Origin of the sequence: Streptomyces sp. NPDC049585, from assembly GCF_040675615.1 — a bacterium.
Classification (GTDB): Bacteria; Actinomycetota; Actinomycetes; order Streptomycetales; family Streptomycetaceae; genus Streptomyces; species Streptomyces luteosporeus.
Window position 1 is genome coordinate 65,549 of the sequence record NZ_JBFAPE010000010.1, and the last position, 21,835, is coordinate 87,383.

Genomic DNA, 21,835 nt, shown 5'->3' on the forward strand with positions numbered 1-21,835 from the left:
CGGACCGGCGACGGATCGAAGTTTTCCATGAGCTCGTGGAGCACTCCGACTTGATCCGTAGCGTGGGCCGGGTCGTCGATGCGTCTCATCAATCGGAGTGAATGGCACATGGCCGATCGGAATGGACTCCAATTGCCACTGACGGCCGCTCAGTACGGAATGTGGCTGGCCCAGCAGGTGAACCCGGAAAACCCGATGTACTCCATCGCCGAATGCGTGGAGATCGCGGGTGAGGTCGATGCGGCGGCCTTCGGCGCCGCCCTGCGCCGGACGGTCGACGAGACCGACGCACTGCGCGTGCGGTTCCACGACGGTCCCGACGGACCGGTGCAGACCGTACTGCCCGAGCTGGACTGGCAGTTGCACAGCCTGGACGTCAGCGACCGCCCCGACCCCGCGGCCGCGGCCGAGGAGTGGATGCGGGAGCGGGTCACGGCGCCGGTCGACCTGACGGCCGGACCGCTGTTCACCTTCGCGCTGATCAAGCTCGCCCGCGACCGCTGGACCTGGTTCAGCAAGGTGCACCACGCCCTCGTCGACGGCTACAGCTGGTCGCTGATCGCCGGCCGGGTCGCCGCCCTCTACACCGCCCTGGCCACCGGGCGCACCGCCCTGCCCGGCACCTTCGGCACCCTGCGCGAACTGATCGAGCAGGACGCCGCCTACCGCGCCTCGGAACAGTTCGCCGCCGACGGGCAGTTCTGGACCGGGCGCCTGGCAGGCGCCGGCGAGCCGGTGAGCCTGGCCCCCCGCCCGGAGCGCGTGCCCACCGACCACGTTCGGCAGGCCGGCGAGGTCGACGGCGCCGTCGCCGAGGCCCTGCGCGACCTCGCCCGCGAGGTGCGCGTCAGCTGGCCGGCCGTCGTCGTCGCCGGCATCGCCGGCTACCTGCACCGCCTGACCGGCGCCGACGACATCGTCCTGGGACTTGCGGCCGCCGCCCGCAGCGGCGCGGCGGCCCGCAGCACCCCCGGCATGGTCTCCAACGCCCTGCCCGTGCGCGTGCGCCTCCACCCGCAGGACACCGTCGCGGACTTCCTGCGCGCGGTCAGCGACGAACTGCACGGCGCCCTGCGCCACCAGCGCTACCGCTACGAGGACATCCACCGCGACCTCGGACTGGTCGGCGACCGCAAGCGGCTGTGGGGCCCCGAGGTCAACCTGATCATGTACGGCGAGCCGCTGGACTTCGCCGGCCACCCGGCCACCGTCCGCGGCTTCTCGGTCGGCCCGGAGGAGGACCTCTCCCTGATCGTCGACAACCGCGCCCCCGGCGACGGCTTCCTGATCGACTTCCATGCCAACGCCGACCTCTACACCCCCGAGACCGTCGCCGCCCATGGCGAGGCGCTCACCGGCTTCCTCGCGGCCCTCGCGGCCAGCGAGCCGGGCGCGGCCCTGGAGAGCGTCCCGCTGGCCGTCCCCGCGCAGTGGACGCCGCCGGCCGCACAGCCCGCGCAGGAGACCACGACGGCCGCGCGCGCCGCCTACCGCGCCCCCGGAACCCCGCGCGAACAGGCCCTGTGCGCCCTGCTGGCCGAGGTGCTCAAGGCCGACCGCGTCGGCATGGACGACAACTTCTTCGAGCTGGGCGGCCACTCCCTGACCGCCATCCGCCTGCTCGGCCGCATCCGCGAGGAGTTCGGCGCCGAGCTGTCCATCCGCACCGTCTTCGAGTCGCCCACCCCCGCCGGCCTGCTCGCCCTCCTGGACGGCTCCGGCACCAGCCGGCTGCCGCTCGCGCCGCTGCCCCGCCCGGCCCAACTGCCGCTCTCCCTCACCCAGCAGCGGCTGTGGCTGGTCAACCGCCTCCAGGGCCCCTCCGGCGCCTACAACATGGGCCTGGCCCTGCGCCTGACGGGCCGCCTGGACCGCACCGCGCTCGCCCGCGCCGTCGAGGACGTCCTCACCCGGCACGAGTCGCTGCGCACCTTCTTCCCCGAGACCGACGGCCGCCCCCGGCAGGAGATCCTCTCCCCGCAGGACGCCGCCCGTCAGGTCGCGCTGCAGGAGCAGGCCACCGACCCCGCCGACCTCGACGCCACCGTCGCCGCGGTCGTCGCCGAGGGCTTCGACCTCACCGCCGGCCTCGCCGTACGCCCCCGGCTGCTGGTCCTCGGCCCGGAGGACCACGTCCTGCTCGTCGTGCTGCACCACATCGTCGCCGACGGGCTGTCACTGGCCCCCCTCGCCCGCGACCTGGGCCGCGCCTACACCGCCCGTACGGCCGGCGAGGCGCCGCAGTTCGCGCCGCTGCCCGTGCAGTACGCCGACTACACGCTGTGGCAGCACGAGGTCCTCGGCGACGACAGCGACCCCGACAGCCCCCTGGGCCGGCAGCTCGCGCACTGGACGCGCACCCTCGCCGGCCTGCCCGAGGAGCTCGACCTGCCGCTGGACCGGCCCCGGCCGGGCGTGCCCAGCCAGCGCGGCGACATCGTCCGCTTCGAGATCCCGCCGGCCCTGCACGGCCGCCTCGCCGACCTCGCCCGCGCCCGCGGCGCGAGCCTGTTCATGGTGCTGCAGAGCGCGGTGGCCGTCCTGCTGAGCAAGCTCGGCGCCGGCACCGACATCCCGCTGGGCAGCGCCGTCGCCGGCCGCGGCGACACCCGCCTGGACGACCTCGTCGGCTGCTTCGTCAACACCGTCGTCTACCGCAACGACGTCTCCGGCAACCCCACCGTCGCCGAACTGATCGACCGCTCCCGCGAGATGGCGCTGGCCGCGCACGCCCACCAGGACGTGCCCTTCGAGCGGCTCGTCGAGGCGCTCAACCCCGAGCGCTCCCTGGCCCGCAACCCGCTCTTCCAGGTCATGATGGACGTCCAGACCCCGGCCGAGTCCACGCTGGAGCTGCCGGGCCTGGCCGCCACCCCCCAGCAGGTCGACCCCGGCGTCACCAAGATCGACCTGCTGTTCGGCCTCGACGAGCGGTCCGCCGGCCACGAGGCCCCGGCCGGCATCGGCGGGCGCCTGGAGTACAGCACCGACCTGTTCGACCGGGCCACCATCGAGGCGATGAGCGGCCGCCTGGTGCGGGTGCTGGAGGCCTTCACCGCCGACAGCGCCACCCGCGTCGCCGACATCGACGTGCTGACCTCCGGCGAACGCCACCAGGTCACCCGCGAGTTCAACCTGGCCCCCGTGGTGGAGCCCGAGGCGCCGCTGCCCGCCCTCTTCGAGGCGCAGGCCGCCCGCACCCCCGGCGCCCCCGCCCTCGCCGAGGGCGCGCACACCTGGACGTACGCCGAGCTCAACGCCCGCGCCAACCGGCTCGCGCACGCGCTGATCGCCGCCGGCGCCGGTCCCGAGGAGCGCGTCGCGGTGCTGCTGCCCCGCTCGGCCGACCTGGTCGTGGCGCTGCTCGCGGTCCTGAAGTCCGGTGCCGCCTACGTCCCGGTCGACCCCGACTACCCGGCCGAGCGCGTCGCCTACATGCTCACCGACTCCGCCCCCGCCCTCGTCGTGGCCGCGCCCGCCACCCGCGACGCCGTCCCCGCCGGCCTGCCCGTCCTCGACGTGACCGCCGAGCACGCCACGCCCGCCCACGACGTGCGCGACGCCGACCGCACCCGGGCGCTCGACCTCGACCACCCGGCGTACGTCATCTACACCTCCGGCTCCACCGGCCGCCCCAAGGGCGTCGTGGTGACCCACCGGTCGGTGGCCGTCTACCTCCAGTACGCCCGCGAGCGCTACCCCTCGGTGGCCGGCAGCGCCCTGCTGCACTCGCCGGTCTCCTTCGACCTGACCGTCACCGCCCTGTACGCCCCGCTGATCACCGGTGGCCTGGTGCGCGTCACCGCCCTGGAGGGCCCCGGCACCGGCGCACCGCGCCCGTCCTTCCTCAAGGCCACCCCCTCCCACCTGGCCCTGCTGGGCGTGCTGCCCGAGGAGTTCGCCCCCACCGGCGAACTCGTCGTCGGCGGCGAGATGCTGCTGGGCGAGGTCGTCGACGAGCTGCGCCGGGTGCGTCCCGGGATCACGGTCGTCAACGAGTACGGCCCGACCGAGGCCACCGTCGGCTGCGTGGAGTACCGCATCGGCCCCGACGAGGACGTCCCCGGCGGTCCCGTGCCCATCGGCCGGCCCATGTGGAACTCCACCATCCATGTCCTGGACGCGGCCCTGGGGCCGCTGCCGCCGGGCGTGGCGGGCGAGATCTACATCGGCGGCGGCCAGCTGGCCCGCGGCTATCTGGGCCGGCCCGCCCTGACCGCCGAGCGGTTCGTCGCCGACCCCTACGGCCCGCCCGGCGCCCGCATGTACCGCACCGGCGACGTGGGGCGCTGGCGCGCCGACGGCGAGCTGGAGTACCTCGGCCGCACCGACGACCAGATCAAGCTGCACGGCTTCCGCATCGAACTCGGCGAGGTCGAGGCCGTCCTCGCCCGCCACCCCGGCGTCTCGCGCGCCGCCGCCACCGTGCGCGAGGACACCCCCGGCCACAAGCAGCTCGTCGGCTACGTGGTGCCCGCCGAGGGCGCCGCCCTCGACGCCGCCGACGTCCTCGCCCACGCCGCGGGCCCGCTGCCCGCCCACATGGTGCCGGCCGCCGTCGTCGTCCTGGACGACCTGCCGCTCACCCCCAACGGCAAGCTCGACCGCAAGGCCCTGCCCGCCCCGCAGTTCGAGGGCGCGGTCCAGCAGGACGCGGCGCCGCGCACCGCACTGGAGGAGACCCTGGCCGGCCTGTTCGCCGACGTCCTCGGGCGCGAGGAGATCGGCGTCGACGACAGCTTCTTCGAACTGGGCGGCGACAGCATCGTCTCCATCCAGCTCGTCGCCCGCGCCCGCCGGCTGGGCCTGCAGCTGACCCCGAAGGAGGTCTTCGAGCTCAAGACGGTCGCCGCCCTCGCCGCGGCGGTCGCCGAGGCCACGCCCTCCGCACAGGCCGCGCAGGAGGCCGGCACCGGCCCGCTGCCCGCCACGCCCGTCATGCGCTGGCTGGAGGAGCGCGGCGGCGACGCCGACGCCTTCCACCAGTCGGCCCTGATCCAGGTGCCCCCCGCCCTGGGCGAGGAGCACCTGGCCACCGCCCTGCAGGCCCTGCTCGACACCCACGACGCCCTGCGCACCCGCCGCGACCGCGGCGGCGAGCGCTGGACGTACGAGATCACCGCCCCGGGCAGCGTGGCCGCCGCCGGGCTCGTCCGCCGCGTGGACGCCGCCGGCCTCGACGCCACCACCCTGCGCGCCCTGATCGCCCGCGAGGCCCGCGCCGCCTGGGGCCGGCTCGCCCCGGACGCCGGGGTGATGGCCCAACTCGTGTGGTTCGACGCGGCAGAGGCCCCCGGGCGCCTGCTGCTGGCCGTCCACCACCTGGTCGTCGACGGCGTCTCCTGGACCGTCCTGCTGCCCGACCTGCGGGCCGCGTGGGAGGCGGCGGCCGAGGGCAAGACGCCGCAGCTCGCCCCCGTCGGCACCCCGCTGCGCCGCTGGGCGCAGCTGCTCACCGAGCAGGTGGGCAGGCGCGCGGACGAGAGCGAGCTGTGGGCCGACGTCCTGCGCCTGCCCGCCCCGCAGCTGACCGACCGCACGCTGGACGCGCAGCTCGACACCGCCTTCGCCGCCCGGCACCTGACCCACACCCTGCCGCCCGAGGTCACCGGGCCCCTGCTGCACACCGCCCCCGGCGCCCTGAACGCCGGCGTCCACGAAGTGCTGCTGACCGCCCTGACCCTGGCCGTCGAGCACTGGCGGACACGCCGCGGCCAGGACGGCGGCGACGGCCTCCTGGTGGACGTCGAGGGCCACGGCCGGCAGGACATCGCCGACGGCCTCGACCTCAGCCGTACCGTCGGCTGGTTCACCACCATCCACCCCGCACGCCTGGCCACCGGCGTCACCGACCGGGACGACGTCTGGGCCGCCGGCCCCGAGGCCGGCCGGGCCCTGCGCGCCGTGAAGGAACAGCTGCGGGCCGCGCCCGACGCCGGCCTCGGCCACGGGGTGCTGCGCCACCTCGACCCGCAGGCCGCACCGCGCCTGGCCGCCCTGGCCACCGCCGACGTGCTCTTCAACTACCTGGGCCGCAGCCCGGCCCCCGGCGGCGACTGGGGCCCGGCCCCCGAGACCGACGAGGTCCTCGCCGAGGGCGCCGACCTGCCCCTGTCCCACCTGCTGGAGATCAACGCGGTCGTCCACGACCACCCCGACGGACCGCGCCTGGTGGCCACCTGGACCTGGCCCGGCCGGCTGCTGCCCGAACCCGCCGTCCGCGAACTGGCGGACACCTTCTTCCGCGCCCTGCGCGCCCTGACCGACCACGCCGACCGGCCCGATGCCGGCGGCTGGAGTCCGTCGGACCTGGCGCTGGTGGAGCTTTCCCAAGACGAGATCGACGGCCTCGAAGCCGAGTGGAGGACGCTGTAATGACGAAGCCGGGTCCCGAGGACATCCTTCCGCTGTCCCCGCTCCAGGAGGGACTGCTCTTCCACGCGCTGTACGACGAGACCGGCGACGACGTCTACACCGTGCAGGTCGTGCTCGACCTCGGCGGTGGCCTCGACGCACCGACGCTGCGCACCACCGCCCAGGCACTGCTGGACCGCCACGCCAACCTGCGGGTGGGCTTCCTGCACCCCAAGCAGAGCCGGCCCGTCCAGGTCGTCGCCCGGCAGGCCGACCTGCCCTGGCAGGAGGACGACCTGCGCGCCCTCGACGCCGCCGGGCGCGAGGCCGAGGCGGCCCGCATCCAGGCCGAGGAGAAGGCCCACCCCTTCGACCTCGCCCGCCCGCCGCTGATGCGCTACCGCCTGCTGCGGCTCGCCGACGACTCCTGGCGCCTGCTGTGCACCTTCCACCACATCCTGCTCGACGGCTGGTCCACCTCCGTCCTGCTCGGTGAGCTCTTCGAGACCTACGCGGCCGGCGGCGACGCCTCCGTCCTGCCGCCGGTCACCCCCTTCCGCCAGCACCTGGCCCACCTCGCCCGGCAGGACCACAAGGCCGCCGAGAACGCCTGGCGCCAGGCCCTCGCCGGCATCGACGCGCCCACCCGCCTGGTGCCCTCCGACCCCGGCCGCGCCGTCGTCCACCCCCAGCAGCTGGCCGTGGAGCTGTCGGTGGCGGAGACCGAGGCGCTCTCGGCCCGGCTGCGCTCCAGCGACCTGACGTTCTCCAGCGCCGTGCACGGCTCCTGGGCGCTGCTGCTGTCGGTCCTCACCGGCCGCGACGACGTCGTCTTCGGCACCGTCGTCTCCGGCCGGCCGCCGGAGGCCCCCGGCGTCGAGCGCATGGTCGGCATGCTCATCAACACCCTCCCGGTGCGGGTGCGCCTGCACAACGGCGACTCGCTGCGCGACGTCCTGGCCCGGCTGCAGGCCGAGCACCTGGAGATGTCCGCCCACCAGTTCACGGGCATGCGCGACATCCACCGGCTCTCCGGCCACCCCGAACTCTTCGACACCTACGTGGCGTTCGAGAACTTCCCCTTCGACCTGCAGGACCTGCGCGACCTCGCCGGCGGGCTGACCATCGACGGCTTCGACGTCCTGGACGCCAACCACTACCCGCTGTGCCTGGTCTCCCACGTCCACGAGGGACGGCTGCGGCTGCTGCTGAACTACCGCCCCGACCTCTTCGACCGCGAGCAGGTGGAGGTCGTCGGCGACCGCCTGGTGCGACTGCTGCACACCCTCACCGAGGACCCCGCCCGCACGGTCGCCGGCCTGAACCTGCTCACCGAGGGCGAGCGCGAGCGTCTGGTCGCCGCCCGGGACGCAGGCCCGGCCGTCACCCCCGCCACCTTCCCCCAGCTGTTCGCCGCCCAGGTCGCCCGTACCCCCGACGCGGTCGCCGTCGAGGCGGCCGGCACCTCGCTGACCTACGCCGAACTGGCCGCCCGCACCGACGAGCTGGCCGCCCGCCTGGCCGCCCTGGGCGTGGGCCCCGAGCAGACGGTGGCCCTCGTGCTCGGCCGCTCGGTCGAGTCGGTCGTCGCCTCCCTCGCCGTGATGAAGGCCGGTGCCGCCTACCTGCCCGTCGACCCCGACTACCCGGCCGAGCGCATCGCGTTCATGTTCGGCGACGCCCGTCCGGCCGCGGCCCTGACCACCTCCGCGTACGCCGGTGCGGTGCCCGAGGGCACCCGGGCGATCCGGCTCGACGAGCCGGCCGGCGCCGCCGGTCTGCCGGTCCCCGCAGGGCCGGTGTCCCTCGCCTCGCCCGCGTACGTCATCTACACCTCCGGCTCCACCGGCGTGCCCAAGGGCGTCGTCGTCACCCACGCCGGCCTCGCCGCGTTCGCCGCCACCGAGCGCGAGCGCTTCGCCGCGGACGAGGGCAGCCGCGTCCTGCAGTTCTCCTCGCCCAGCTTCGACGCCTCCGTCCTGGAGCTGTGCCTCGCCCTGACCAGCGGCGCCACCCTCGTCGTACCGGAGCCCGGGCCGCTGGCCGGCGAGCCGCTCGCCGACGTCCTCGCCACCCGCGCCGTCACCCACGCGCTGATCCCGCCGGCCGCGCTCGCCAGCGTGCCCGCCGCCGAACTGCCCCACTTCGCCTGCCTGATCGTCGGCGGCGACGCCACCTCGCCGGAGCTCGTCGCCCGCTGGGCCCCCGGCCGCCGCATGGTCAACGCCTACGGCCCCACCGAGTCGACCGTCGCCGTCTCCATCAGCACGCCGCTGGAGGCCACCGGCCAGAACCCGCCGATCGGCGCCCCCGTGCACGACACGCGCGCCTACGTCCTCGACGGCGCCCTGCGCCTGGTGCCGCAGGGAACGGCAGGCGAGCTGTACGTCGCCGGGGCCGGCCTGGCCCGCGGCTACCTCGGCCGGCCCGCCCTGACCTCCGAGCGCTTCGTCGCCGACCCGTTCGGCGCGCCGGGGGAGCGGATGTACCGCACCGGCGACCTGGTGCGGCTGCGCGAGGACGGCCAGTTGGAGTTCGTCGGCCGCGCCGACGACCAGGTCAAGATCCGAGGCTTCCGCATCGAGCTCGGCGAGATCGAGAACGTGCTCGCCCGCCACGAGGCCGTCGCGGCGGCCGCCGTCGTCGCCCACGAGGCCCAGCCGGGCGTCAAGCAGCTCGTCGCGTACGCCGTGCCCGCCACCGGGCCGCTGGACGCCGACGCCCTGCGCGAGCACGTCGCGGCCGTCCTGCCCGAGTACATGGTCCCCGCCCTCGTCGTCACCCTCGACGCGCTGCCGCTGACCGTCAACGGCAAGCTGGACCGCAAGGCCCTGCCCGCCCCGCAGTTCGCCGCGGCCGCCGGCCGTGCCCCCGAGGGCGAGCGCGAGGAGCTGCTCGCCACGCTCTTCGCCGAGGTCCTCGGCCTGGAGAAGGTCGCCGCCGACCAGAGCTTCTTCGAGCTCGGCGGCGACAGCATCGGCTCCATCCAGCTCATCAGCCGCGCCCGCAAGGCGGGCCTGCGCTTCACGCCCCGCGACGTGTTCACCCACAAGACCGTCGAGGCGCTCGCCGCCGTCGCCACCGAGGCCACCGCCCCGGCGCGCCGCCGCGCCCCCTCCGACGGCGTCGGCGCGGTGCCCCTGACCCCGATCGTCCACTGGTTCAGCGAACACAGCGGCCCGGACCCCCGCTTCAGCCAGGCCATGTCGCTGCCGGTGCCCGCGGGCCTGGACACCGGGCGCGTCACCGCCGTCCTGCAGACCCTCCTCGACCACCACGACGCGCTGCGGCTGAAGCTCACCCGCATCGAGGACATCGGCGAGTGGACGCTGGAGATCACCGCGCCCGGCACCGTCCCCGCCGCCGCGTGCCTGCACCGCGCCGACGTCGCCGGCCTGGACGAGGACGCCCTGCGCGCGGCCGGCGAGCGGGAGTTCGCCGCCGCCCAGCAGCGGCTCGACGCCGAGGCCGGCCGCATGGTCCAGGCCGTCTGGCTGGACGCCGGGGCCTCCGCCCCCGGCCGGCTGCTGCTGGTCGTCCACCACCTGTCCGTCGACGGCGTCTCCTGGCGCATCCTGCTGCCCGAGGTCTCCGCCGCCCTTCAGGCCGCCGCCCAGGGCACCGCCTTCACCCCCGAGCCCGTCGGCACCTCCTTCCGCCGCTGGGCCCAGCACCTGACCGCGGCCGCCGGCGAGAGCGCCCGCCTGCGCGAACTGCCCCTGTGGCGCGAGATCCTGGGCACCGACGACCCGCTGCTGACCGACCGCCCGCTCGACCCGCAGCGCGACACCCTCGCCGGTGCGGCCCACCTCACCGTGCACCTGCCCGCCGAGATCACCGAGCCGCTGCTCGGCCGCGTCCCGGCCGCGTTCACCGCGCAGATCAACGACGTGCTGCTCACCGCGCTCGCCGTCGCCGTCGCCGGCTGGCGCCGCGACCGCGGCCTGGGCGAGGGCTCCGCCGTGCTCGTCGGCCTGGAGGGCCACGGGCGCGAGGACATCCTCGACGGCGCCGACCTCTCGCGCACCGTCGGCTGGTTCACCAGCCTCTACCCCGTCCGCCTCGACCCGGGTGCGGCCGCCGCGGCCGGCACCCCCGAGGCCCTCGTCGGCGCCCTGAAGGCCGTCAAGGAGCAGCTGCGGGCCATCCCCGACAACGGCATCGGCTTCGGCCTGCTGCGCTACCTCAACCCGCGTACCGCCGTGCAGCTCGCCAAGTACCCCGAGCCGCAGATCGGCTTCAACTACCTCGGCCGCATCGGCGGCGACGGCGGGGCGGGGGAGAGCGGCCTGGGCGGCGGCGCCGACGAGGCCACCCCGCTGCCGTACGCCCTGACCGCCAACGCCGTCACCGAGACCCACGCCGACGGCCCGCGCCTGGCCGCCACCTGGACCTGGCCCGGCGAGCTGCTCACCGAGGACGACGTGCGGCAGCTGGCCGAGGCGTGGTTCGCGGTGCTGCGCACCCTCGTCGAGGCCGCCGCCGAGCCCACCGCCGGCGGCCTGGTCCCCTCCGACCTGCCGCTGGTCGACCTCACCCAGGAGGAGATCGGCCGCCTGGAGAAGGCACAGCCGCACCTGAGCGACATCTGGCCGCTCTCCCCGCTGCAGGAGGGCCTGCTCTTCCACACCGAGTACGACCAGCAGGCCGAGGACGTCTACATCACCCGCCTCGCCCTCGACGTGCGCGGCGAGCTGGACACCGCGGCCCTGCGCGCCGCCGTCGCCGCCCTGCTGGAGCGGCACGCCAGCCTGCGCGCCTGCTTCCACCGCACCGCCGACGGCACGCCCGTCCAGCTGATCCCGGCCGCGGCCGAACTGCCCTGGGCCGAGCAGGACCTGTCCCACCTCGGCGAGGACGAGCAGCGCGCCGAACTCGACCGGCTGCTCGTCGCCGAGCGCGCCCACCGCTTCGACCCCACCCGCCCGCCCCTGCTGCGCTTCACCCTCATCAAGCTCGCACCCGACACCCACCGGCTGCTGTTCGCCGCCCACCACCTGCTGCTCGACGGCTGGTCGGCGCCGGTCCTCGCCGGTGAGCTCTTCGAGCTGTACGGGCGGCGCGGCGACGCCTCCGCGCTGCCGCCGATCGCCCCGTACAAGGACTACCTCGCCTGGCTCGCCGCCCAGGACCGCACCGCCGCCGAGGAGGCCTGGCGCACCGCCCTGGCCGGCGTCGAGGAGCCCACCCTCGTCGCCCCCGGCGCCGCCGCCCACCCCGCGGCGCTGCCCGGCCGCATCGCCGACGAGCTGCCCGCCTCGCTGCACACCGCCCTGACCGCGGCCGCCCGCAGCCACGGACTGACCGTCAACGCCGTCGTCCAGGGCGCCTGGGGCATCGTGCTGGCCGGCCTGACCGGCCGCGACGACGTGCTCTTCGGCGAGACCGTCTCCGGCCGCCCGGCCGAGCTGCCCGGCGTGGAGTCGATGGTCGGTCTGTTCAGCAACACCGTTCCGGTACGCGTGCAGGTCGACCCCGCCGCCTCCCTCCTGCACACGCTCTCCCGCGTCCAGGAACGGCGCGTGGACCTGCTCGCCCACCACTACCTGGGCCTGGCCGACATCCAGCGCACCGCCGCCCTGCCCACCCTCTTCGACACCGCCGTCGTCTTCGAGAACTTCCCCACCGACGACCGGCAGGAGGCCCACGGCCTGGCCCTGTCCGAGGTCGACACCAAGGGCGACAACCACTACCCGCTGGGCATGGTGGTGATGCAGGACGAGCAGCACACCGTCCTCAACTGGTACTACCGCGCCGACCTGCTGCAGGAGTCGCTCGTCGGCTCCCTGACCCGGCAGCTGCGCAGCGTGCTGGAGACGTTCGTCACCGCCCCGCACACCCCCGTCGGCCGGCTCGCCCTGCTGGACGAGCAGGAGAGCACGCGCATCACGGCCGCCGCGAGCGGCGTCGCCGTACCGGCCTCCACGGCCGTGGTGCCCGAGCTGATCGAGGCCCAGGCCCGGCGCACCCCCGACGCGATCGCCCTGGCCGACGCGGCCGGAGTCGAGCTCACCTACGCCGAGCTCGACGCCCGCGCCAACCGCCTCGCCCGCCTCCTCATCGCCCGCGGAGCAGGCCCCGAGCAGCTGGTGGCCGTGGCCATGCCCCGCTCGGCCGAGCTCGTCGTCACCCTCCTCGCCGTCCTGAAGTCCGGCGCCGCCTACCTGCCGGTGGACCCGGCCTACCCGGCCGAGCGCATCGCCTACCTGCTCGCCGACGCCCGCCCCCGCCTGGTGGTGACCACCCCCGAGGCCGCCGGCGCCCTGCCGCAGAGCGGCATCGCACAGCTCGTGCCGGACGAGGAGGAGCTGTCGGCCCAGCCGGCCGCCGCCCTCACCGACGCCGAGCGCACCGCGCCCCTGACCCCCGCCCACCCGGCGTACGTCATCTACACCTCCGGCTCCACCGGCCGGCCCAAGGGCGTGGTGGTCGAGCACCGCTCCGTCGTCGACTACCTGGGCTGGACCTCCCTGGTCTACCCCGGCGCGGCCGGCCGTGCGCTGCTGCACTCGCCGGTCTCCTTCGACCTCACCGTCACCGCGCTGTTCACCCCGCTCACCGTCGGCGGCACCGTGCTGATCGCCGCCCTGGAGGAGGACGCGCAGCTCACCGGCCGCCTGGCCGCGGCCCCCGTCACCTTCATGAAGGCCACCCCCAGCCACCTGCCGCTGCTGGGCGCCCTGCCCGAGGCGTACTCGCCCGCCGGCGAACTCCTCCTCGGCGGCGAGGCCCTGCTCGGCGAGGCCCTCGCGCCCTGGCGCGAGCGGCACCCGGACGCCACCGTCTGGAACGTCTACGGCCCCACCGAGGCCACCGTGAACGCCACCGAGTACCGCATCGAGCCCGGCGCGCCCCTGCCCGCCGGCGCCGTGCCCATCGGCCGGCCGCAGGGCAACGTCCGGGCGTACGTCCTGGACGCGGCGCTGCGCCCGGTGCCGGACGGCGTGACCGGCGAGCTCTACCTCGCCGGCGCCTGCCTGGCCCGCGGCTACCTCGGCCGCCCCGGCCTGACCGCCGAGCGCTTCACCGCCGACCCGCACGGACCGGCCGGCGCCCGGATGTACCGCACCGGCGACCTGGCCCGCCGGCTGCCCGACGGCAACCTCGTCTTCGCCGGCCGCGCCGACGACCAGGTCAAGATCCGCGGCCACCGCGTCGAGCTCGGCGAGGTCTCCGCGGCCGTCGCCGCGCTGCCCGGCGTCGCCGCCCAGGCCGTCGTCGTGCGCGACGGCGGCGACGGCGGCGCCCGCCTGCTCGCCTACGCCGTGCCCGCCGAGGACACCCCGCTCGACGGTGCGGCGCTGCGCGAGCGGCTCGCGCTGACCCTGCCCGAGTACCTGGTGCCCGACGCCGTCGTGGTGCTGCCCGCGCTGCCGCTGACCGTCAACGGCAAGCTCGACCGCGCGGCGCTGCCCGAGCCGGAGTTCACGGCCGGTCCCGCCGCCCGTGCCCCGCGCACCCCGCAGGAGGAGATCCTGTGCGCCCTGTTCGCGCAGGTCCTCGACCTGCCGGAGACGGGCGTGGACGACGACTTCTTCGCCCTCGGCGGCAACTCCCTCTCCGCCGTACGGCTGCTGAGCCGGGTCCGCTCGGCCTTCGGCGCCGAGGTCGACGTGCGCGCCGTCTTCGAGGCGCCCACGCCCGCCCGGCTCGCCGCCCGCCTCGGCGGCGGGTCCGGCAGCGACCGCCCGCAGCTCGTCGCCGGGCAGCGGCCCGAGGAGATCCCGCTGTCCTTCGCCCAGCGCCGCCTGTGGTTCCTCGGCCGGCTGGAGGGCCCCTCCGCCGCGTACAACATCCCCATCGCCGTCCGCCTGACCGGCACCGTCGACACCGGCGCCCTGGAAGCGGCCGTCGGCGACGTCGTCGCCCGGCACGAGAGCCTGCGCACCGTCTTCCCCGACACCCGGGGCGTCCCGCGCCAGGAGATCCTCGCCCCGGCGGACGCCCGCGTGCCGCTGCAGACCGTGCGCACCGGCCCGCAGGAGCTCGGCGAGGCGCTGCGCGAGGAGGCCGCCCGCGGCTTCGACCTGGCCTGCGACCTTCCGCTGCGGGCCGTGCTGTTCACCGTCTCCACCACCGAGCACGTCCTGCTGCTCACCGTCCACCACATCGCCTCCGACGGCTGGTCCAACGCACCCCTCGCCCGGGACCTGTCCACCGCCTACGCCGCCCGGCACGCCGGACGAGCCCCGGCCTTCGCGCCGCTGCCCGTGCAGTACGCGGACTACACCCTGTGGCAGCAGGAACTGCTCGGCGACGAGGGCGACCCCGGCAGCCTCGCGGCACGGCAACTGGCCTTCTGGCGCGAGACCCTCCAGGGCGCACCGGCCGAGCTGGAGCTGCCCACCGACCGGCCGCGGCCGGCCGAGGCCTCCTTCGAGGGCGCCACCGTCGAGTTCACCCTCGACGCCGCCCTGCACGCCCGCCTCGCGGAGCTGGCCCGCACCCACCAGGTGAGCCTGTTCATGGTCGCCCAGGCGGCCCTGGCCGCCCTGCTCACCCGGCTCGGCTGCGGCAGCGACATCCCCGTCGGCACGGCCGTGGCCGGCCGCGACGACGAGGCGCTGGAGGAGCTCGTCGGCTTCTTCGTCAACACCCTCGTGCTGCGCACCGACGTCTCCGGCGACCCCGCCTTCACCGAGCTCCTGGGCCGGGTCCGCGCCGCCGACCTGGCCGCGTACGCCCACCAGGACCTGCCGTTCGAGCGGCTGGTCGACGCGCTCGCCCCGGTGCGCTCCACCGCGCACACCCCGCTGTTCCAGGTCTTCCTGGCCTTCCAGAACAACGCCGCGGCGCGCCTGGAGCTGCCGGGCCTGGCGGCCGAGCCCGCCGACATCGCCCTGACCTCCGCCAAGACCGACCTCGGCCTGGAACTGTCCGAGACCCTCGGCGAGGACGGCCGGCCCGCCGGGCTGCGCGGCCTGCTCAGCTACCGCACCGACCTGTTCGACGAGGACACCGCCCACTCGCTGGCCGCCCGCTACGCCGCCCTGCTCGACGCGGTCGCCACCGACCCGCAGCTGCCCGTCAGCCGCATCGACCTGCTCTCGCCGGCCGAGCGGCACCGGCTGCTGGACGAGGCGAACGACACCGCCCGCGAGGTGCCGGCCGCGACCTTCCCGGCCCTGTTCGAGGAGCGCGCGGCCGCCGCGCCCGGCCACCCGGCCGTGCTGGCCGGCACCGAGCAGCTGACGTACGCCGAGCTCAACGCCCGGGCCAACCGGTGGGCGCACTGGTTCATCGGCCGCGGCATCGGGCCGGAGGACCGCGTGGCCGTGGCCGTGCCGCGCTCGCCGGAGTGGCTCGCCCTCACCCTCGGCGTCCTCAAGGCCGGCGCCGCCTACGTTCCGGTCGACCCGGGCTACCCGGCCGAGCGCATCGCTCACATCACCGGCGACGCCCACCCGGCCCTCGTCCTGAGTCAGGCAGCCGACGGCATTGCCGCGGACGGCACCGCACCGGTTGCCGCCGTCGACGCGCCCGAGGTGCGCGAGGCGCTCGCCGCCCTGCCCGCCACCGACCCGGCCGACGCGGACCGCACCCGCCCGCTGCACCTGGACCACCCGGCGTACGTCATCTACACCTCCGGCTCCACCGGCCGCCCCAAGGGCGTCCTCGTCACGCACCGCGGCATCGCGAGCCTGGCCGGAACGCACGCCGAGCGGTTCGCCGTCGACGCCGACAGCCGCATCCTGCAGGCCGTCTCGCCCAGCTTCGACGTCTCCGTCGCCGACCTGGCCACCGCCCTGCTCACCGGCGCCACGCTCGTCCTGCCGCAGGGCCACCAGTCCCCGGCCGGCGAGGAACTGGCCGCGCTGGTCACCGAGCACGGCATCACCCACCTGCAGGTGACCGCCGGTGTCCTGGCCACCCTGCCGCGCACCGGGATGCCCACCCTGCGCACCCTCGCCGTCGGCGGCGAGGCCTGCCCGCCCGACCAGGTCGCGTACTGGTCGCAGGGCCGCCGGCTGATCAACGCCTACGGGCCCAGCGAGGCCACCGTCGCCGCCACCATGAGCCGGCCGCAGACGGGAGCGGTGCACCCGCCCATCGGCACGCCGCTGTGGAACACCCGGGCCTACGTGCTCGACGCCTTCCTGCGCCCGGTCCCGGCCGGCGTCACCGGCGAGCTCTACCTCGCCGGCGACGGCCTGGCCCGCGGCTACCTCGGGCGTCCCGGCCTGACCGCCGAGCGGTTCGTCGCCGACCCGTTCGGCCCCGCCGGCGGCCGGCTGTACCGCACCGGCGACCTGGTGCGCTGGAACGCCGACGGCGAGCTGGAGTTCGCCGGCCGCGCCGACGACCAGGTCAAGATCCGCGGCTTCCGCATCGAACTGGGCGAGATCGAGGCCGTCCTCGCCGGCCACCCCGAGGTCGCGCACACCGCCGTCAAGGTCCACCGCGACGCCACCGGCCGCGACCTGCTCGCCGCCTACGTCGTCCCGGCACCCGGCACCGCGCCCGCCACGCAGTCGCTGCGCGAGCACCTGGCGCGGCAGCTGCCCGAGTACATGGTCCCCGCCGCCTACACCACGCTCGCCGAACTGCCGCTGAGCGCCAACGGCAAGGTCGACCGCCGGGCCCTGCCCGACCCCGACCTCGCCACCCGCCCGGCCGGGCGCGCCCCGCGCGACGCCAAGGAAGAGCTGCTGTGCGAGCTCATCGGCGACCTGCTCGGCATCGCCACCGTCACCATCGACGACGGCTTCTTCGACCTGGGCGGCGACAGCATCGTCTCCATCCAGCTGGTGAGCCGGGCCCTGGAGGCGGGGCTGGAGTTCACGGCCGCCGACGTGCTGCGCCACCGCACGATCGAGGAACTGGCCGCGGCGGCCACCGGCCTGGAGCCCGCCTCCGAGCCGCCCGCGGACGACACCGGCACCGGCGAGGTCCCGCTCGGCCCGGCCGCGCACGCCCTGCGCGAACGTGGCGGCCCCGTCGGCCGCTCGGTGGCCACCGCCGTCCTCGCCCTGCCCGCGGGCACCACGCACGAGCTGGTCACCGGGACCGTCCAGGCCCTGCTCGACCACCACGACGCGCTGCGGCTGCGCCTGCACCGCCGCGCCGGCAACCTCGTGTGGAACCTGGAGGTCCGCCCGCGCGCCGAGGTCCGCGCCGAGGCCCTCGTCACCCGCGTCACCGCCGAGGGCACGGACGCCGCCGCCCGGGCCGCCCTGCTCGCCGAGCAGGAGGCCGCCGCCCGCGACGCCGTCGACCCCGAGCAGGGCGCCGCCTTGCACGCGGTCTGGCTCGACGGCGGCGCGACGCAGGAACACCGCCTGGTGCTCGCGGTGCACCACCTCGCCGCCGACACCGCCTCCTGGCGGATCCTCACCGAGGACCTGCGCACCGCCCACGGGGCCCTGGCCGCCGGCCGCACGCCCCAGCTGCCGCCCGTGGCCACCACCTACCGGGCCTGGGCCGAGGCCACGGCCGCCGCGGCCGCCGACCCCGGCCTGATCGACGAACTCGAGCCGTGGACCGAGGTCCTCGGCGCGGACACCGCGCCCCTGACCGACCGTCCCCTCGACCCGCGCCGGGACACCGCGGCCACCGCCCGCCACCTCGACGTCGCCCTGACGGAGAAGGAGACCCGCGCCCTGCTGGGCGCCGTCCCCGAGCGCTTCGGCACCGGCGTCCGCGAGGTCCTGCTGGGCGCCCTGGCCACTGCTGTCGGCCGGTGGCGCGCCGGGCACGGCCGCCCCGGCGGCAGCGCCCTCCTGGTCGCCCTCGACGCGGACGACCGCACCCTCGCGCCCGGCGACGCGGCCCGCACCGTGGGCCGCATCGGTGCCCCGTACCCCGTCCGCATCGGTGACGCCGGGCAGCCGGAGCAGGCCGGCCCGGCCGCTCTGGTCAAGCAGGTCAAGGAGCAGCTCGCCGCCGTCCCCGGCCACGGCCTGGGCCACGGACTGCTGCGCCACCTCAACCCGCAGACCGTTCCCCTGCTCGCCCCGCTCCCCGCGCCGCAGGTGCGCCTCGCCCACCGGGGCGGCTGCGCGCCGGTGCTCGCCGACGGCTCGGTGCCCCTCGACGCCACCGCTGCCGTGCGCGAGACGGCGTCCGAGGACCCGGCCATGCCGCTCGGCCACGCCCTGGACGTCGACGTCCGCGTCGACGAGCACCCCGGCGGCCCGCGCCTCGCGGCCCGCTGGACCTGGCCCGCGGAGCTGCTCACGGAAGGGGACGTCGAGGAACTGGCCGGTCTGTGGCGCGAGGCGCTCACGGCCCTCGCCGCCGACGAGTCCGCCACCGCCGGCCGCACGCCCTCGGACTTCCCGCTCGTCGACCTCGAACAGCGCGACATCGACCTGCTGGAGCGCGACGGCCGCGCCCTGGCCGACGTGCTCCCGCTCGCACCGCTGCAGGAGGGCCTGCTCTTCCACTCCCTCTACGACCAGCGCGGAGCGGACGTCTACACCGTCCAGTTCGGCCTGGACCTCGAAGGCGACCCGAGCACGGACGTCCTGCGCGCGGCCGTCGGTGCCCTGCTGCGGCGCCACGCCAACCTGCGGGCCGGCTTCGCCCACGAAGGACTGACCCGACCCGTCCAGTTCGTCCCGGCGGACGTGGAACTGCCCTGGAGCGAGACCGACCTGTCCGCCCTGGGCGAGGCGGAGCGCACCGCCGAGGTCCAGCGCGTGATGCGCGAGGCCCGCACCGAGCGCTTCGACACCACCCGCCCGCCCCTGCTGCGCTGCGCCCTGCTGCGCCTCGGCGGCGGCCGGGCCCGGCTGGTGCTGACGCTGCACCACCTGCTGCTGGACGGCTGGTCCACGCCGATCCTGCTGGACGAGCTGATGCGGCTGTACGCCACCGGCGGTGACACCGCCGGCCTGCCCGAGGTCCGCCCCTACAGCGGCTACCTCGCCTGGCTCGGCCGGCAGGACGCGGCCGCCTCCGAGCGGGCCTGGCGCGCGGTGCTCGACGACACCACCCGGCCCACCCTCGTCGCACCCGCCGACCCCGACCGGTCGGCCGTGGCCACCGAGAAGGTCTCCGTCACCTTCGGCGGCGACCTGGTCGCCGGGCTCACCGCCCTCGCCGGGCGGCACGGCACCACGATGAACACCGTGGTGCAGGCCGCCTGGGGCCTGCTGCTGGCCCGGCTCACCGGCCGCGACGACGTGGTCTTCGGCGCGACGGTCTCCGGCCGGCCCCCGCAGGTGCCCGGCATCGAGCGGATGGTGGGCCTGTTCATCAACACCGTCCCCGTCCGCGTCGGCCGCCGCCCCGGCGAGAGTGCCGCGGACGTGCTGCCCCGCCTGTGGGAGCAGCAGGTGGACCTCACCGCCCACCAGCACATCCGGCTGGTCGACCTGCAGCGCATCGCCGGCAAGGGCGAACTCTTCGACACCCTGCTGGTCTTCCAGAACATCCCCGCCGACGGCGCCGGCTTCGGCGGCGAGGAGCAGGTACGGGCGGTCGACCTGGAGATGAACGACGCCACCCACTACCCGCTCACCCTCGACGCCGGACTGGCCGGCGACCAGCTGCACTGCCGGCTGGGCTACCGCCCCGACCTGCTGACCAAGGAGGAGGCCGAGGCCGTCGCCGACGCCCTGCGCGAGGTGCTGGAGGACCTCGCCGCCGAGCCCGCGCGCCCCGCGGCCCCGGCCGGCGAGGACCCGCTGACCGCCTGGTGGGCCGGCGTCCGCGCCCGGGCCGAGAGCGGCGAGCCGACCGCAGTCGTACCGGCGAGCGAAGCGCCGGCCCGGCCGGCCGCGTCCGCCGCCGCCAAGGAGGCCGTCCTCGCCGCGCTCTTCGCCGAACTGCTCGGTGCCGAGGACGTCAGCCCCGACGCCGACTTCTTCGAACTCGGCGGCGACAGCATCGTCTCCATCCAGCTGGCGGGCCGCGCCCGCAAGGCGGGCCTGGTCATCAGCCTGCGGGACGTCTTCAAGCACAAGACCGTCCGTGCCCTGGCCAGGATCGCCCGCGAGGAGAGCACCGCACCGGCCGGCGGGGCCGGCGACGACGGTGTCGGCGACCTCGCCCCGACACCCGTCATGCACGACCTGTACGAGCAGGGCGGCCCCACCGACGCCGTGCACCAGGCCGCCCTGCTGCAGGTGCCGGCCGACTGCGACGAGCAGAGGCTGGCCGCCACCCTGCAGGCGGTCCTCGACCACCACGACATGCTGCGCTCGCGGGTCGTCACCGGCCCCGGGGGCCGGCGCCTGGAGGTCGCCCCCCGCGGCTCCGTCGAGGCGGCCGGGCTGCTCGCCCGCACCGACATCACCGGTGTGCCGCAGGAGGCGCTGATCGACGAGGTCGCCGCCGCCCAGCGCCGCTTCCAGGGCGAACTCGCCCCCGAGGACGGGGCGATGGTGCGTGCCGTCTGGTTCGACGCCGGCACCGCCCGCCCCGGCCGGCTGCTGGTCCTGGTGCACCACCTGGCCGTGGACGCGGTCTCCTGGCGGGTGCTGCAGGAGGACCTCAAGGCGGCCTGGGAGGCCGTCGCCGCCGGCCGCGAGCCCGCGCTCGAGCCCGTCGGCACCTCCTTCCGCCGCTGGTCGCAGCTGCTGACCGAACAGGCCTCCGCGCCCGCCCGCACCGCCGAGCTGGAGCTGTGGCGCACGGTGCAGGGCACCGCCGACCCGGTGCTCGGGCAGCGGCCGCTCGACCCCGCCGTGGACGTGGTGGCCACCGCCCGGCAGCTGACCCTGACGCTGCCCGACGCGGTGACGGCGCCCCTGCTGGGCCGGGTGCCCGCCCTGTTCAACGCCACCGTCGACGAGGTGCTGCTGACGGCGCTCGCCCTGGCCGTCGGCCGCTGGCGCGGCGAACGCGGCGGGCCCGGCGGGGGAGCGGTGCTCATCGGGCTGGAGGGCCACGGCCGCGAGGAGATCGCCGACGGCGTCGACCTCTCCCGTACGGTCGGCTGGTTCACCAGCGTCTACCCGGTCGCCGCCGACCCCGGCGACCTGGCGCAGGAGGAGCTGTGGTCCGGCGGCCCGGCCCTCGGCACCGCGCTCAAGCGCGTCAAGGAGCAGCTGCGGGCCATCCCGGACAAGGGCATCGGCTACGGCCTGCTGCGCCACCTCAACCCGGACACCGCGGCCGAGCTGGCCGGCCGCCCCGCGCCGCAGATCGGCTTCAACTACCTGGGCCGGTTCGCCGCGGTGGACGCCTCGGCCGCCCGCGCCGAGGACTGGGCGGCGCCGCCGGAGGCCACCGAGACCCTCGGCAGCGGCGGCGACGACGCACGGCCCCTGGCCCACGCGCTCGGCCTGAGCGCGGTGGCGCAGGACCGCCCCGACGGGGTCCGCCTCGTGGCCATCTGGTCCTGGCCCGGTGCGCTGTTCGCGCAGGCCGAGGTGCAGAGCCTGGCCGACCTGTGGTTCCGCGCCCTGGAACTGCTGGCCGAGTACGCCGACCGCCCCGGTGCCGGCGGCCTGACCCCCTCCGACGTCTCCCTGCTGGAGCTCTCGCAGGACGAGATCGACGAATTCGAAAGTGACCTGAGCTGATGGAAGGA

Annotated in this window: 2 protein-coding genes; both read left to right on the top strand. The window is 75.9% G+C overall.

The annotated features are described in order from the left end of the window. The first annotated feature begins 108 nt into the window (after positions 1-108). On the top strand, positions 109-6,375 hold the full coding sequence (locus tag AB0K17_RS13940) for an amino acid adenylation domain-containing protein (protein ID WP_365964385.1): 6,267 nt from the start codon (positions 109-111) through the stop codon (positions 6,373-6,375). Next, on the top strand, positions 6,375-21,827 hold the full coding sequence (locus tag AB0K17_RS13945; protein ID WP_365983094.1) for an amino acid adenylation domain-containing protein: 15,453 nt from the start codon (positions 6,375-6,377) through the stop codon (positions 21,825-21,827). Before AB0K17_RS13940 ends, AB0K17_RS13945 begins: the two co-directional genes overlap by 1 nt. The last annotated feature ends 8 nt before the right edge of the window (positions 21,828-21,835 follow it).